This window comes from Clostridium sp. DFI.5.61 (assembly GCF_024462915.1).
In the GTDB taxonomy this organism is placed as follows: Bacteria; Bacillota; Clostridia; order Oscillospirales; family Oscillospiraceae; genus Lawsonibacter; species Lawsonibacter asaccharolyticus.
The window spans coordinates 1-14,382 of the sequence record NZ_JANGBZ010000037.1 but is presented as its reverse complement, the minus strand read 5'-3'; the positions used below and the strand labels follow the sequence as shown (position 1 = coordinate 14,382).

The following is a 14,382-nucleotide window of genomic DNA, read 5'->3' as shown; positions in this document are numbered from 1 at the left end:
ATGAAAATCAGACGATTTTGCTCCGGCCTGCTGGCGGCAGTGCTGCTGCTGGGCCTGATGGTCCTGCCGGCAGGAGCGGCTGCCGCGTCCACAGTCTCCACAGAGGAGGCCATCCAGGTCATCAACGCCCTGGGCATCATGGTGGGCGATGAGAGCGGTGAGTTCCACCTGAACCGCCGGGTCACCCGGGCCGAGTTTATCACCATGGCGGTCAACGCCACCGGCACCGGGGATCAGGTGGGGGAGGCATCCACCTCGCCCTACCCCGACGTGCCCCGGACCCACTGGGCCGCCGGCTATGTCCAGGCGGGGGTGCAGGCCGGGCTGATCTCCGGCTATCTGGATGGGACCTTCCGCCCCTCCAACCAGATCACCCTGGCGGAGGGCGCTACCATCGTCCTCAAGCTGCTGGGCTACACCGCAGAGGACTTCTCTGGGGCCTATCCCACCGGCCAGCTGGCCATGTACCGCAACCTAAAGCTGGACCGGGGTGTCACCGCCCAGAAGTCCACCGACGTGCTGACCCGGCAGGATACCCTGTATCTGTTTTATAACCTGCTCTCCACCAACACCAAGGAGGGCACCCCCTATATTAACAAGCTGGGCTACTCACTCAACGCCGCCGGTGAGGTGGACCGGGTGGCCCTGGTCAACGGCGTGATGGAGGGCCCGGTGGTGGCGGCCGGCAGCTGGCAGCAGTCCGTCCCCTTCGATGTGGACAGCGCCCGGGTGTACCGGGACGGCGCCGCCTCCTCCGCCAAGTCCATCCAGAACAACGACATCGTCTACTGGAGTGAGTCCATGCAGACCCTGTGGGTGTACACCGACCGGGTGGCCGGCACGATCCAGGAACTGAGCCCCACCCCCTCCAACCCCACATCCGTGAAGGTGGCAGGCCAGACCTATGAGATCGAGACAGCCTCCGCCGCCTACGAGCTGTCCGACCTGGGTAGCTATCAGGTGGGGGACACCGTCACCCTGCTGCTGGGCCGGAACGGCGGCGTGGCCGCTGTGGCCGCCGCCTCCGCCTCTCAGGACGGCAGCAAGATCGGCATCGTCACTAACCTGAGCCGCGGCACCTACTCCGGCTCCGGGGCCAATTCCTCCTACACCGCTGACACTGTGACCATCCTGGCCACCGACGGCCGCACATACAGCTATCAGTGGACCACCGACTACTTCAAGCTGGGCAACCTGGTCCAGGTGGTCATCAGCAGTGAGGACGGCTCCGTGTCCCTCAAGCGGCTGAGCGAGACCGGCAAGCTCTCCGGCAAGGTGTCCTCCGACGCCTCCAAACTGGGCAGTTATCCCTTCGCAGACGGCGTGGAGATCCTGGACACCTATGAGGGCACCGGCGTAAGGATCTATCCCGAGCGTCTGGCGGGGCTGAACGTGACCACCGATATGGTGCGCTACTACACCCTGAACGGTGCGGGTGAGATCACAAAGCTGATCCTGAAGGACGCCACCGGCGATATGCACAGCTACGGCATCATGACTGATGTGGTGGACAGCAGCCCGGAGGGCGGCGTCAGCGTCATCGTGAGTTACACCATGGATCTGGCGGGCGAGACCGTATCCCTGCCCGGAATGAGCGTCAAGTACGGCGTGAAGAAGGGCCCTGTGGTGGTGATGGGCAATGTCCAGGCCCCCGATAAGATCCGGCAGCTGACCGAGGTGGAGGCTGCCCGCGTCAGCGGCAACACTGTCACGGCCGGCAACCGGACCTACCTCATGTCCGACAACGTGCTGGTCTATGAGTACAGGGGCGGCGACTACTACCTGTCCTCCCTGGACCGGGTGAAGGACGGCGGTTACGAGCTGTCCGCCTGGTATGACCGCTCCGAGAAGGACGGCGGCCGTATCCGAGTCATCGTGGCAAAATAAGCTCCCATAAGAATAAGGAGGGCGCCCCGCTGTGCGGGGCGCCCTCTTCGGGACCGAAACAAGCGGATGCCCCAGCGGGGCATCCGCTTGTTTCTGCTCAAGAGCCTTTTGTGTGTTACCGCCCCCGCAGGGGACAGGGTGGAAAAAAGGAAAATTCAGCCCCAGAACACAAAAGGGGATCGGGGGTCACAAAGGGAGATCAGCCTGCCGGCGGTCTTCCTGAACCAGCTCGATGGCCTGCTTGCCGGTCATGTGCTCGATGGAGAGCGACACAAGGCACAGTCCGCCGGCCTCCCGGCGAATGGCCTCCTGGCGATGCTCCGGGCTGTCGCCGGGGCAGTATTTCTCCGCCAGGAGCCAAATGGCAGCTTGTTTCTCCGCCTCGTCCTCCAAAATACGGGTCCGGCCGAAGGCGATGACGCTGCGAAAGTAGGTGGTGTACTCCGGGGGGACCACCTGATCCTGATCGATGACGCAGAAGGACGCCTTGCTGCACCGACGCAGGGCGTCCAGCTTGTGCCCTGCCTTGGCACAGTGGAAGAACAGCGTTCCCTCCTGATACACATAGCTGAGGGGGACCGCATAGGGGTAGCCGCCGTCGCCGGCCACGGCCAGGACGCCGGAGGTCCCCCGGGACAGGATGGCGGCGCAGTCCCCCTGAGAGAGCTGCTGGCGGTGCCGCCGCATGGGTCGAAACATGGATCTGCCTCCTTTTTTGTAAGATCTGCAACCACATCATACTATATAAGAGGACCCGGCGCCGTGAGAGGCGCCGGGCAGGGTCAGCAGGGGAGTGGCTGGATGGGCGGCAGCTCCTCCGGCAGGAGAGCAGATGGGGCGGAGCGGGGAATGAGAGAGATCAACCCCTCCTCTCGCCGGGCCGTCAGTTCCAGCAGAGCGCACAGGTCCTCCAGGGAGAGGTAGAACTCCCCCTCCCACTGGAAGGGCAGGCTGCTGAGCGCGAAGGGGCGGTCGTCCCGCTCCCCGGTGAGAGAGCCGGCGGTAAGGACCACGGAGCCCTCCTCGGCGGGGAGGACCAGCTGGTCCCCTGAGATGGCGGCGGTACGGCCGAAGGCGGCGGCCACCGCCTGGGCGGGCAGCCAGCAGATGCCGTCCAGAAGGATGGGGACGGCCTCCAGAGGCATGTCCCCGGCGCAGAGCGCTGTATGGGGCCTGTCCACTGCCCTGCGGGCCAGGAACTCATCGTAGGTCAGGCCGCTCTCCCGGACCTGGAGAGCCAGCGTACGCCCCACAAAGCGGTAGTGCCAGGGTTCAAAGCAGAAGCCGGTAATGTCCTCCCTGCCTTCCGGATAGCGGAGGATGAAGCCGTAGCGCCAGCAGTTCTCTATGAGCCAGCGGTAGGTCGCGGTGGTCTCGAAATGGGCACTGCGGCTGGCGGTATTGATGTCCAGGGCCAGGCCGGTCTGGTGCTCAGAGAAGCCCGGCCGGGCGGAGTAGGTGTCGGCCTCCACGCCGTCCTGAGCGGTGTACCGGCGGTACAGGGAGTCCTGATAGGAGTAGGAGCGGTAGGCGGAGACGCTGTAAAGGGTGATGCCGTCCTCCCGGGCCGCGTCGGCCATCCGCATGAAGGCCGCGGCTGCGGCAGGGGCCAGGGAGCCCCCGGAGGGGGCGTACCGGGCGGGCAGGCTGTGCAGCCGGGGGACATAGCCGTCCGGCAGCGGGTGGTATTTGTTGACTAGGACGGAGAGGCTCTCCGGCTCCTCCGCCTGGGATACATCGCCGTAAAAGGTCCCGTCCAGGCCGATGTTCACCCGGGTGACCACGTCCTCCGGGGAGAGCTCCGGCCAAAAGGCGCCGTAGGCAAGATAGCGGTCCAGCAGCTCCGGGCGGTAGTAGGAGAGGGACTGACAGGCCACCGCCCGGGCGAGGGTGTCCGGGTCCTGAAGGGAGGGGCGGGCGAGGACTGTCTCCTCCCCGGAGGCGGCGGGGAGAGACCGAACAGGGACGGCAGCGCTGGTGAGCAGGGAGACGGAGAGGACCAGGGCCGCCGCTCCGGTCAGGATGCGCAGGGGAGCATGGTTCATAACTGGGAGACCTCCTGAGTAGAAGAAGAGACGGGGCCGGTCCGGCCGCAGAGGGCCAGGAACCAGCGGAAGATGGGAGCGCCGTCCACCGTGTCGGGGCGGAGAAGGGGGCCGCTCATCCGCTCCGGGTGGAACTGGACCCCCAGAATGGGGAGGGAGGGGTGCTCTATGGCCTCGGGAACGCCGTCCACTGCCCGGAGGGTAAGGACCAGCCCTGGGGCGGGGCAGTCCACTGCCTGGTGGTGAGAGCTGTTGACGGAGAAGCGGGGGCCGTAGAGGGTGTGGAGCAGGCTGCCCGGCTGGGCGCGGACCGGGTGGACCTGGTCCGCCTGGGGGTGGGTATGGGAGGGACGCCGGACGTCCCCCAGGTCCTGAAGCAGGGTGCCCCCCAGAGCCACATTAATGATCTGCATGCCTCGGCAGACCCCCAGGATAGGGCGGCCCGCCTGATAAAAGGCGCGGAACAGCTCCAGCTCTGCCTGGTCCCGGGCGGGGTCCGGGGGCTGGGAGCCCTGGTCGGGCTGTCCGTACAGGACGGGGTCCAGGTCGCCGCCGCCGCACAGCAGCAGCCCGGCGCAGGACAGGTCCGGTGGGGGGCAGTAACCAGAAACAGGCGTGCCGCCCGCGGCGCGGACGGCACGGACATAGTTGGACATCTTTCCATCCGCACCTGAGATCAGGATGCGGGGAGAGAGGACTGCGTCACACATGGGAACTCCTTTCAGGGCGCCTCAGGGCGCCTGGGTAGGGGCCTGGTCCAACTGAGCAGAGCGCAGGCGCACCAGCTGAGCGATCATCTCCACGGCGCCATTGATGCCGGTGATGGAGGAGTTGAGGGTCAGGTCATACCGGCGCATCTCCCCCCAGGTGTGGCCGGTGTAATAGTTATAGTAGTTGGCGCGGCCCCGGTCCATCTGGATGATCCGGCTCTCCATGTTGTCGGAGGGGATGTGATACTCCGCCACACAGCGGTCGATCCGGCTGGCCATGTCGGCATGGATAAAGACTTTGATGCAAGCGGGGTCTTCCCCCAGAATGTAGTCGCTGCACCGGCCCACGATGACGCAGGGCCCCTCCGCCGCCAGCTCCCGGATCACGTCGGCCTGGGCAAAAAATGCCTGATGGCTGACCGGGATGCCCTGGTGGGTGAAGGTGGGGACGCCGATGCCGATGGGGGCGATGTTCAGGTGGAACCGGCTGCGGGCCCGCTCCTCCGCCCGGGCGATAAAGTCGGGGGAAAGGCCGCTCTTCTCCGCAGTCTTTTGGATCAGTGTGCGGTCATAACAGGGGATGCCCAGGCTTGCGGCCAGCTTCTTGCCGATCAGGCGGCCGCCGCTTCCAAACTCGCGGCTGATGGACACGACATAGTTGCTCATGAGACACGCCTCCTTATAGTGTGGCTTCAGGTACGGGCGAGGCTGTTCATCCGTACCTCCTGTTTCTTTATATTATAGCGCAATTTGAAGAAAATGACAACGAAAATCTCAGGCCCCTTCAGGTTGACAGGAAAAGAAAATCTAGGCATAATCAAAACAGAGAGGAGGCGGTCTGATGGAGGAGACCCGCTGGAAGGAGAAAAACCAATATCTTGGGCTGACGGAGGACGGCCGCCGGGTGAGGCTGCTGGACCAGAGCCAGCTTCCCAACCGGGAGGTCTGGCTGGAACTGGAAGAGCCGGAAGAGCTGGCGGAGGCTATCCGCACCCTGCGGGTGCGGGGCGCCCCAGCCATCGGCGTCTTTGCGGCGTATGCCCTGTATGTGCTGGCCCGAAGACTGGCGGACCGGGCGCCGGTGGAGGCGGCGTTCCGTACCCGGCTGCGGGAGTGGGCTGCCGGCCTGGCGGCCACCCGGCCCACGGCGGTGAACCTGCGCTGGGCGCTGGAGCGGATGCTGGCCCGTGCGGACCGGACGGCAGGGCCGCCGGAGCAGATCGTCCAGGTGCTGGAGCGGGAGTGCCGGGCCATCCACCGGGAGGATGGGGAGATGTGCCGCCGGATCGCGGAGCACGGTCTGACCCTGGTAGGGGAGGGGGACGGCATCCTGACCCACTGCAACGCCGGGGCGCTGGCCGCCTCCCGGTACGGCACCGCCCTGGGTCCCATCCTGCTGGGGCAGGAGAGGGGGAAAAAGCTGAGGGTCTTTGCCGACGAGACCCGGCCCCTGCTCCAGGGGGCCCGGCTCACCGCCTGGGAGCTGGCCCGGGCCGGGGTGGAGGTCACCCTGATCTGTGACAACATGGCCTCCATGGTGATGAAGAACGGCTGGGTCCAGGCCTGCTTCGTAGGCTGCGACCGGGTGGCGGCCAACGGGGACACTGCCAACAAGATCGGTACCAGCGGCCTGGCGGTCCTGGCCCGGTACTACAATGTCCCCTTCTATGTGCTGGGCCCTACCTCTACTATCGACTTGGACTGTCCCACCGGGGCGGACATCCCCATCGAGGAGCGGGACGGGGAAGAGATCCGCTCCCTCTGGTACCGGGAGCCCATGGCGCCAGCGGAGGTGAGGTGCTGGGACCCCGCCTTCGACGTCACCGACCACAGCCTGATCTCTGCCATCGTCACGGAGGGAGGCATCTGCCGTCCCCCCTTCGGGGAGAGCCTGCGGGAGCTGGTTTCCCGGGAAAAGGGGGATGCGCCGTGAGCTGGAGCCGAGAGAAGCAGGAGCTGCGGCGGAAGATCTGCCAGGCCGCCCGCCAGATAGCCCAGGCGGGCTATGTGGCGGCCAACGACGGGAACCTGTCTGCCCGGTGCTCCGATGGCGGGGTGCTCATTACTCCCTCGGGGGTCTATAAGGGAGACCTGGAGGAGGACATGCTGCTGGAAGTGGATCTGGAGGGGCGGGTGCTGTCCGGAACAGGGAGGCCCTCGTCCGAGAGCCCGATGCATCTGGCTCTCTACCGTACCCGGCCTGAGGTGGGAGGCGTAGTCCACACCCACGCTCCATATTCCGTGTTTTCGGCCAACCTGGGGGAGGACCTGACCGAGCCCATCACCGCGGACTGGGCCCTGCTGCTGGGGCCGGTCCCCGCCCTGCCCTGGCTGCCCCTGGGGACAGAGGAGCTGGCGGGGGCGGTGGCCCGGGCGGCGGAGGGGCACAGCGCAGCCCTGCTGGCCCACCACGGGGCGGTGACCTGGGGACGGGACGTGGTCCAGGCATGGCACCGGACCCAGGCCCTGGAGCAGTACTGCAAGCAGCGGTATCTGGGCCTGCTGCTGGGACGGCCTATCCCGGTCCTGGAGCCGGAGGAGGTCAGGGAACTGACGGTCCGCCGTCTGGCGGGAGAAGAAAGGAGAAATTGATATGAAAAACAAGCTGCTGCGCAATGGTGTGGAGATGCCCGAGGTGGGCTTCGGGACCTGGAAGGCAGGGGAGACCGACGGCTTCGCGGTGCTCTCTGAGGCCATCCGGGCTGGCTACCGGCATATCGACACCGCCTCCGCCTACCACACAGAGGAGGCGGTGGGCAGAGCGGTGGCCGCCTCCGGGGTGGACCGGTCGGAGTTCTTCATCACCACTAAGGCGTGGAAGGACCAGCTGGGCTACGACAGGACCCTGGCCGCCTTTGACGCCTCATGCCAGGCGCTGGGGATGGACTATTTGGACCTGTACCTCATCCATTGGCCCAGGCCGGATGCCGCCTGCGAGGAGTGGAAGGAGCTGGACCGGGGGAGCTGGCGGGCCATGGAGGAGCTGTACCGGGCCGGCCGGGTCCGGGCCATCGGGGTGAGCAACTTCCTGCCTCACCACCTGGAGAACCTGCTGGAGGTGTGTACAGTGCCCCCCATGGTGGACCAGATCGAGTTTCATCCCGGCTATGTCCAGTGGGAGACGGTGGAGTTCTGCCGGGCCAGCCAGATCCTGGTGGAGGCATGGAGCCCCCTGGGCCGCCAGAGGCTGGCGGATGATCCCCTGCTGGCGGAGCTGGCCGGAAAATACGGGGTCTCCCAGGCCCAGATCTGCCTGCGCTTCGCCCTGGACTGCGGCGTGGTTCCCCTGCCCAAGTCGGCCGACGCTGGACGGATGCGCCAGAACCTGGCGCTGGACTTTGCCCTGGAGGCGGAGGACTTGGAGCGGCTGCGGACCATGCCCCAGACAGGCTGGTCCGGCCTGCACCCGGACAAGTGAGCCGGCGGGACAGAAGAGAGCCCGTCCTCCCCCGCGGATGCGGGGAGGACGGGCCTTTCCGTATCTATTCGTCAGACTGGTACTGGGCGCAGACCTCCAGCACAAAGTCCCAGAACCGCTGGACCGCGGGCAGGACCCTGCGGTCCTTGGGGCGGAACATATAGAGCATGCGGTGGGTCTCAGTGTCCGCGATGTAGAGGGGACGGACAGAGTAGAGCCGGAGGCCGAACATGCGGGGCATGATGCCCACCCCTAGTCCCTGGGAGACAAAGCTGGCTAACATGTGGTCGGTGGCCACCTCGAAAGCGACATCTGGCTGGAGATCCTGCTGACGAAACATGGACAGCACCAGATTGCGGGTGGGGCTGGCCTGGTTGTAGATCACCAGCCGCTCCCGGCTCAACTGCTCCAGCGTCACCTGCTCCTGCTGGGCCAGGGGATGTCCGGCTGGGACCACGGCCACCAGCTCCTCGGGCACCACGGGGCAGAACTCAAATGAGCTGTCGTCGAACCGGGTGCCGAAGCCGATGTCCAGGGCGTGGTGGGTAAAATCGGCGGCGATGCGCCGGGTGGGTTTCTCGTCAAAGGTAAAAGTAATACCCTGGTTGTCCGGGTTCTGGTAGAAGTGGCTGACGCACCAGGGGATCAGAGTGGCGCTGACAGCGCTGATGAAGCCCAGCCGTACCTGGCCCCGGGTGGGGCTGCACCGGGACTGGGCCACCCGCTTCCCCTCCTCGATCTCCTGGATGGCCCGCTCGGCGTAGGCGAGGAACTCCTGCCCGTACGGAGTGAGCAGGGTATCCCGCCCGTTTTTGTAGAGAAGGGGGATGCCCAGCTCCTCCTCCAGTGCGGCCATGGAGTGGCTCAGGTTGGACTGAGTGACATAGAGGGCGTCGGCGGCCCGGGTGAGGCCCCTGGCCTGGGCGATGGCCTGGAGATAGTAGAGTTGATTCAGATTCATGGGGCCGCGGCCTCCTGTTTCATCGGAATGGAAAAGAGCGGCGCCGGGGGCTACCACGCATAGCGGAAGGACTCCGGGTTGGCGGCGTTGACAGCAGCGGCGTGCTCCAGCAGCCAGGTGCGGAGCTGCTCCAGCCCCTCGTCGCTGATGGGGAACTGTGCGGTGTACAGGATCTCCGCGTTTTCCCGGATGGCCGGTCCGGTCCACAGCTGGGCGGTGAGCTGTTCATCTTTAGGGGTGATCCAGAAGCTGGCCCGCTTCAGGCTGCCGCACCAGTTGTTGCCGTACTGCCAGTGCATCAGGGTGGGCAAAAAAAGTTCCTGTTCCATGGTCTCTCTCCGGAAAGTCAAAAGTCCTGCCCCAGAGGGGCGCAGGAGCATTGTACCACAGAACAGGGAAAATGAAAACCGCCTCTTGGGCAATGGGGAGAAAAAAGCGGGACACATATGTGTCCCGCTTTTTGTCACAGATTCTGGTCGCTGAGGCGGTGGAAATCCTTGCTGCGGCCGAAGACGTGGGTGAGGGGGAAGACCTTGATGAAGCAGTCGATCCCGCTGTCCCGGATGAACTCCCGCAATTGGACATACTCCCGTGAGTTGCAGACACAGTCCAGCTGGATCTTGTCCGCCTGGGAGTAGCCCCCGATGACCTTGGAGATGGTGGCGCTCTTACCGATCTCCTCGATGATAAAACGCTCGATGGCCCGGGGGTCCTCACAGACGATCTGGATCTCATAGAGGCGGGGACCCATGTTGAAGATGACGTAGTTCATGCTGTTCACGTAGATGATCTGTCCTACAAAGGCGTAGGCCACCGTATCCAGGCTGAAGGCTGAGAGCATGATCAGCATAATGACGGCGTCCAGGCAGAGCAGCAGGTTTTTCAGCTCCGCGGCCTTAAAGACCTTCTGCTTGAGGATCTTGCTCAGGGTGTCCGTTCCGCCGTAGGAGTACCCCATGCGGTAGGTCAGGCCTGCGCCCGCCCCGTAGACCACGCCGAAGAACATGACCGCGATCAGCTTCTCCTTCAGAATGATCTCCACCTGCACATGGTTGAGCACCCACAGGACCAGGGGGTAGAGGATGGACAGGAACAGGATGCTGGACACCTCCTTGTACCCCAAGGTCACGGCGGTGAAGAGCAGGATGGCCAGGGTCAGCCCATAGTAGATCAGGGCGTAGTTGATCCCGGTGAAGGTCTCCGCAGTCATAGCCAGCCCGGTGATGCCCGTGACCACAAAGCCGTTGGGGAGGGCGATCCAGTTGACGGCTATGCTGCATATGACACAGCTCAGGACCATATTGAGCAGGGCGGCGGTACGGTGGTGACTTCTCATAAAAAGATGCCCTCCTGTCAGGGAACTGCTGTCCCGATTTCCCGCGTCCCGGGGGAAAAGGAAAGGGAACCCCGAAAGTGCTCTGGTCCGGACCGCCGGACGGCTCAGGACAGATACTGGGGCAGGGCGATGTCCTCCACGACTTGGGCGGGAATCGTGAATTCTGTTATGCCCATATACATGGGGGCGACGGTACCCTCGTCAAAGACCAGGACCAGCCGCCCCTCCCCATCGATGTAGAAGGAGGTGTCCGGGTCCAGGGCAGTGAAGTTCAGGTCCCCCACGTCCTCGTCATGGAGCCAGTAGTGGATTTGGTCATCGGAGGCCATCTGTTCCGCCATCTGGCGCTGGACCTCTTCGGTGAGGACGGAGAGGCAGTCGCTGTCCGGGCGGAAGAGATCGGACAGGGTGAGGAGCTCCCCTGTAGCCTTGTCCACGGCGTAGATCTTGACCGACTCATTCCCGCTGGCCATCACCAGGGTCTGGTCGAAGCGCAGGGCAAAAACGGTCTCATTGTCGGTGGCCACGGTGTAGGTCAGGTCCAGGTCATAGTGGCCCAGCTCCCCCTGAAGGGCGGCTTCATGCTGATACTGTTGGATGATGGTGTCGGTGTACGCCTGGATGGCGGCGCTCAGCGCGTCCCCGCCCCCCTCCACCGAGGGAATGTCGATGTGGGCGGAGGTGTTGCCCCGGTCTTCCTCATAGGTGCGGAAGGTGAACACACGGGTGATGGCCCCCAGGACGGGCACCTGCTCCATAGCGTGGGCGATGCCGGGGCCGGAATTGGCCAGCAGCACGACGGCCAGCATGGCCGCGGCGGCGGACAGGCCGGTACGCCGCAGGAACCGGTCCAGCCGGAGGACCCGGGGCGGCTTCTCCCCGGCCGGCCTGGCCTGCCGGATGGCGGCGCGGACCCGCTCCTCCAGCTCCGGGGGGACGGGGATGGCGTCATATTCCTGTTTCAGATGATCGAGACGGTCTTGATTCACGGATAGGGCCTCCTTCAGAGAGCTCAAGCTTCAGTTTCTTCAGGCTGCGGTACAAAATGGTCTTGACAGTGTTTACGTTCTCTCCGGTGACCTGGGCGATCTCCTGGAGCTTCAGCTCCTGAAAAAAACGCAGGACTATCACCGTCCGCTCCCGCTCGTCCAGCAGGTCCAGCGCCTGCATCAGATCCGTGTCCTGATAGACATCCTCCTGACCGGTCTCGGGGATGTGTTCCGCGTCAGCCTGACGGGACCGGGCGCGGAGCACGTCCATGGCCGTATTGACCACGATGCGGCACAGCCAGCCCCGGATGGCAGCGGGCGAACGCACGTCGGCGGAGCGGGAGATGGCTTTGAAGGCGCTTTCCTGGACCACATCCATGGCATCATCCGGATTTTTAACATAGGTATAGGCCAAGCGATACAGAGATTCGTAGGACGCCAAAAGCTGGGATTCCACCTGCTGCTGCATCGAGGAAGGGCTCATGGTGCCTCCTTTCCTCTCCCATCCTAATAGACGGCTGGATGGAAGAAAAAGTTTCATGAGAGAAAAATATTGAAGGAAGGCGGGGGAACGGTCAGCCCAGCACCTGCCTGAGATTCGCCAGGGCCAGCGCCGCCTGCTCCTCCCAATGCTCCGGGGCATCCACCTTGGACTCGACGCTCACCCCGCCGGCATATCCGATCTGCCGAAGGACCCCGGCGTACTCAGGCAGCGTGGGCTCCAGAGATAGGTCAGTGGGGTAGCGGCGGCCTTCCAGCTGGGAGATGTGGGTGTGGACCAACAGCTCTCTCCCTCCGTCCAGCAGGACAGAGGGGGAGTCCCCCTCGAACCGCAGGTGGTAGTAGTCGCACAGGACCCGGACATTGGGGTAGTCCACCGTGCGGGCCATCCGTACCCCGTCGGAGAAGTGGTTGAGCATGTTGGTCTCGCCCCGGTTGATGGGCTCGATGGCAATGACCACCTGATATGGGGCGGCCTCCTCCCCCGCAAGGGACAGGAATTCGGCGATCTGGCCAAAGGCCGCCTCCCGGGAGTAGTGCTCGGGGCAGCTGCGGGACCAGGGACTGCCGAAGACCGCGAAGGAGATGCCCAGCCGGGCCGCCCGCTCCAGGGCCCGCCGGAGGTAGTCGGTCAGCTCCGCTCTGGAGGTGACGTCGGAGCCGGTGATCTGAAAGCGGGCGGGCATAAAGTCGTTGCAGGCGCGGCAGGGGAGGTCCAGCTCCTCCAGCACCGTTCGGGCATCCCGGAACTCCTGCTCGCTGAGCTGGGCCAGCTCGTTCAGGGGCAGCTCAATGTAGTCGTAGCCCAGCCGCTTCAGGCGTCCGGCGTATTCCAAACCGATCCGGTCCAGTGTTTTGGGGAGCAGATTGACACAGCAGCCGTAGAGCATAGGGGGGCCTCCTTTGAGTTCTTTTGTTCATCCTAGCATGGGGAAAAGGGCGTGTCAAGCATGCGGCGGAGGGTATATCCCGGCCCGTTCCGCGGATACTAATCAAAAAATGGATGGAGGAGAGGGATATGGCGGTGGAGCGGGACATCACCTGGAACATCAGGCATTTCCAAGGGGCTTTGCGGTGCGACCGGAATTTCGATGTGGTCTACCGGGTGTTTCGGATCTGCGGGCGGGAGGCCTGCATGTTTTTTGTAGACGGCTTTGCCAAGGACGAGATCATGGAGAAGCTGCTGGAATTTTTCTATGGGATACAGGACGAGGACCTGCTCCGGGATGCCCATACTTTCTCAAAGTCGTGTGTCCCCTACTGCGAGGTGGCCATCAGCGGGGAGGAGGACACCATCGTGGGGCAGATATTGTCTGGAGTATGGGCGGTGTTCGTGGATGGAATGGACCAGTGCGTGCTGATCGACCAGCGCACCTATCCCCAGCGGACCACCTCGGAGCCGGACCAGGACAAGTCCTTTCGGGGGAGCCGGGACGGCTTTGTGGAGACTATGGTCTTCAACGCGGCGCTGATCCGCCGCCGCATCCGCTCGCCCCGGCTGTGCGTGGAGCACCTGGAGGTGGGGGAGACCTCCAGGACCGACGTGGCGGTGTGTTATTTTGAGGGCCGGGCGGACCCGGAGCTGGTCAACACGGTGCGGGAGCGCATCGCCCAGGCCAGGGTGGACGCTTTGACCATGAATCAGGAGAGCCTGGCGGAGCTGCTGGTCCGGAAGCGGTGGTACAATCCCTTCCCCAAGTTCAAGTTCACGGAACGGCCGGACGCGGCGGCGGCCCAGATCCTGGAAGGGGATGTGGTGGTGCTGGTGGACAATTCCCCCGCCGCCATCATCCTGCCTACCACCCTCTTCGACGTGATGGAGGAGGCGAATGACTACTACTTCCCGCCCATCACCGGCTCCTACCTGCGGCTGGTCCGGTTTTTTACCACTTTTCTCACTACCTTCCTTACCCCGGTGTGGCTCCTGCTGATCCAGGAGCCGGAACGGGTCCCCGGGTGGCTGGAGTTTATTCTGATGGAGGAGCCGGCGCAGGTGCCCCCTCTCCTCCAGCTGCTGATCCTGGAGCTGGCCATCGACGGGCTGAAGCTGGCCGCCCTCAATACGCCCAACATCCTGACCACCTCCTTCTCCATGATCGGAGCCATCATCCTGGGGGACTTCGCGGTCCAGTCCGGCTGGTTTTCCGCCGAAGTGATGCTGTATATGGCGGTGGTGGCCATCGCCAACTATAACCAGCCCAATCTGGAACTGGGCTATGCGCTGAAGTTCATGCGCCTGATCCTGCTGGTGGCTACCGGACTTCTGGGCCTGTGGGGCTTTGTGGGAGGTGCGGCGTTGCTGTTTTTGGTGCTGGTGTCCAACCGGACCATCTCAGGGCAGTGCTACCTCTATCCTCTGGTCCCCTTCAACGGCGGGGAATTGAAGAAAAAGCTGCTGCGGATAGGGGGCGGCCCTCCCGAAAGAAAGGGCGCCTGACAGCCGGGAGGAGCCGCGCGCCTCCCGGCTGAAAGAGAAAGCGGGACCGGGGGGGGGGGGGGGGGGGGGGGGGGGGGGGGGGGGGGGGGGGGGGGGGG

15 protein-coding genes are annotated in these 14,382 nt (G+C 64.4%); 5 read left to right on the top strand and 10 right to left on the bottom strand.

The window, feature by feature from the left end:
• A complete protein-coding gene (locus tag NE584_RS14175) occupies positions 1–1,887 on the top strand; it encodes an S-layer homology domain-containing protein (protein ID WP_050623166.1) in 1,887 nt (628 codons plus the stop codon).
• Between the two features lie 186 nt (positions 1,888–2,073).
• On the opposite strand, the gene NE584_RS14170 is transcribed toward NE584_RS14175, so the two are convergent.
• From NE584_RS14170 to NE584_RS14155, 4 genes are all read right to left on the bottom strand, one after another.
• Positions 2,074–2,586 (bottom strand): pyridoxamine 5'-phosphate oxidase family protein, encoded by a 513-nt coding sequence (locus tag NE584_RS14170; protein ID WP_108980301.1) that lies wholly within the window; start codon positions 2,584–2,586, stop codon positions 2,074–2,076.
• Between the two features lie 83 nt (positions 2,587–2,669).
• Positions 2,670–3,932 (bottom strand): M15 family metallopeptidase, encoded by a 1,263-nt coding sequence (locus NE584_RS14165; RefSeq protein ID WP_256183067.1) that lies wholly within the window; start codon positions 3,930–3,932, stop codon positions 2,670–2,672.
• Positions 3,929–4,642, bottom strand: coding sequence for a gamma-glutamyl-gamma-aminobutyrate hydrolase family protein (locus NE584_RS14160; RefSeq protein ID WP_256183066.1), 714 nt, complete (start codon positions 4,640–4,642; stop codon positions 3,929–3,931). The genes NE584_RS14165 and NE584_RS14160 overlap by 4 nt, the downstream gene beginning before the upstream one ends.
• A 21-nt stretch (positions 4,643–4,663) precedes the next feature.
• Positions 4,664–5,308, bottom strand: coding sequence for an AAA family ATPase (locus tag NE584_RS14155; RefSeq protein ID WP_050623170.1), 645 nt, complete (start codon positions 5,306–5,308; stop codon positions 4,664–4,666).
• 175 nt (positions 5,309–5,483) lie between these two features.
• Between NE584_RS14155 and mtnA the strand changes: the two genes are divergently transcribed.
• The 3 genes from mtnA to NE584_RS14140 are packed head-to-tail and all read left to right on the top strand — an operon-like array spanning position 5,484 to position 8,060.
• Positions 5,484–6,575: an S-methyl-5-thioribose-1-phosphate isomerase gene (gene mtnA, locus NE584_RS14150; RefSeq protein ID WP_050623171.1), complete on the top strand. Its 1,092-nt coding sequence runs from the start codon at positions 5,484–5,486 to the stop codon at positions 6,573–6,575.
• On the top strand, positions 6,572–7,234 hold the full coding sequence (locus NE584_RS14145; protein WP_256183065.1) for a class II aldolase/adducin family protein: 663 nt from the start codon (positions 6,572–6,574) through the stop codon (positions 7,232–7,234). The genes mtnA and NE584_RS14145 overlap by 4 nt, the downstream gene beginning before the upstream one ends.
• Position 7,235: 1 nt before the next feature.
• A complete protein-coding gene (locus NE584_RS14140; RefSeq protein WP_108980305.1) occupies positions 7,236–8,060 on the top strand; it encodes an aldo/keto reductase in 825 nt (274 codons plus the stop codon).
• A gap of 64 nt (positions 8,061–8,124) precedes the next feature.
• Here the strand turns inward: NE584_RS14140 and NE584_RS14135 are convergent, their stop codons facing one another.
• The 6 genes from NE584_RS14135 to NE584_RS14110 form a co-directional block, all read right to left on the bottom strand.
• A complete protein-coding gene (locus tag NE584_RS14135; RefSeq protein ID WP_108980306.1) occupies positions 8,125–9,021 on the bottom strand; it encodes a LysR family transcriptional regulator in 897 nt (298 codons plus the stop codon).
• Between the two features lie 50 nt (positions 9,022–9,071).
• Positions 9,072–9,350: a hypothetical protein gene (locus NE584_RS14130; RefSeq protein WP_050623175.1), complete on the bottom strand. Its 279-nt coding sequence runs from the start codon at positions 9,348–9,350 to the stop codon at positions 9,072–9,074.
• Between the two features lie 134 nt (positions 9,351–9,484).
• Positions 9,485–10,357 (bottom strand): YitT family protein, encoded by an 873-nt coding sequence (locus NE584_RS14125; RefSeq protein WP_050623176.1) that lies wholly within the window; start codon positions 10,355–10,357, stop codon positions 9,485–9,487.
• Positions 10,358–10,461: 104 nt separating this feature from the next.
• The gene (locus NE584_RS19910) at positions 10,462–11,346 is read right to left on the bottom strand and encodes an RsiV family protein (RefSeq protein WP_050623177.1); all 885 of its coding nucleotides are present in this window, start codon (positions 11,344–11,346) and stop codon (positions 10,462–10,464) included.
• Positions 11,306–11,830 (bottom strand): RNA polymerase sigma factor, encoded by a 525-nt coding sequence (locus NE584_RS14115; protein ID WP_050623178.1) that lies wholly within the window; start codon positions 11,828–11,830, stop codon positions 11,306–11,308. The genes NE584_RS19910 and NE584_RS14115 overlap by 41 nt, the downstream gene beginning before the upstream one ends.
• A gap of 91 nt (positions 11,831–11,921) precedes the next feature.
• Positions 11,922–12,737 carry a sugar phosphate isomerase/epimerase gene (locus tag NE584_RS14110; RefSeq protein WP_256183064.1) on the bottom strand — a complete coding sequence of 272 codons (816 nt, stop codon included), beginning with the start codon at positions 12,735–12,737 and terminating at the stop codon, positions 11,922–11,924.
• Positions 12,738–12,865: 128 nt separating this feature from the next.
• Here NE584_RS14110 and NE584_RS14105 point away from each other — a divergent pair, with 128 nt between their 5' ends.
• Entirely contained in the window at positions 12,866–14,284 is a 1,419-nt protein-coding gene (locus NE584_RS14105; protein ID WP_050623180.1) for a spore germination protein, read from the top strand.
• Positions 14,285–14,382: the final 98 nt, after the last annotated feature.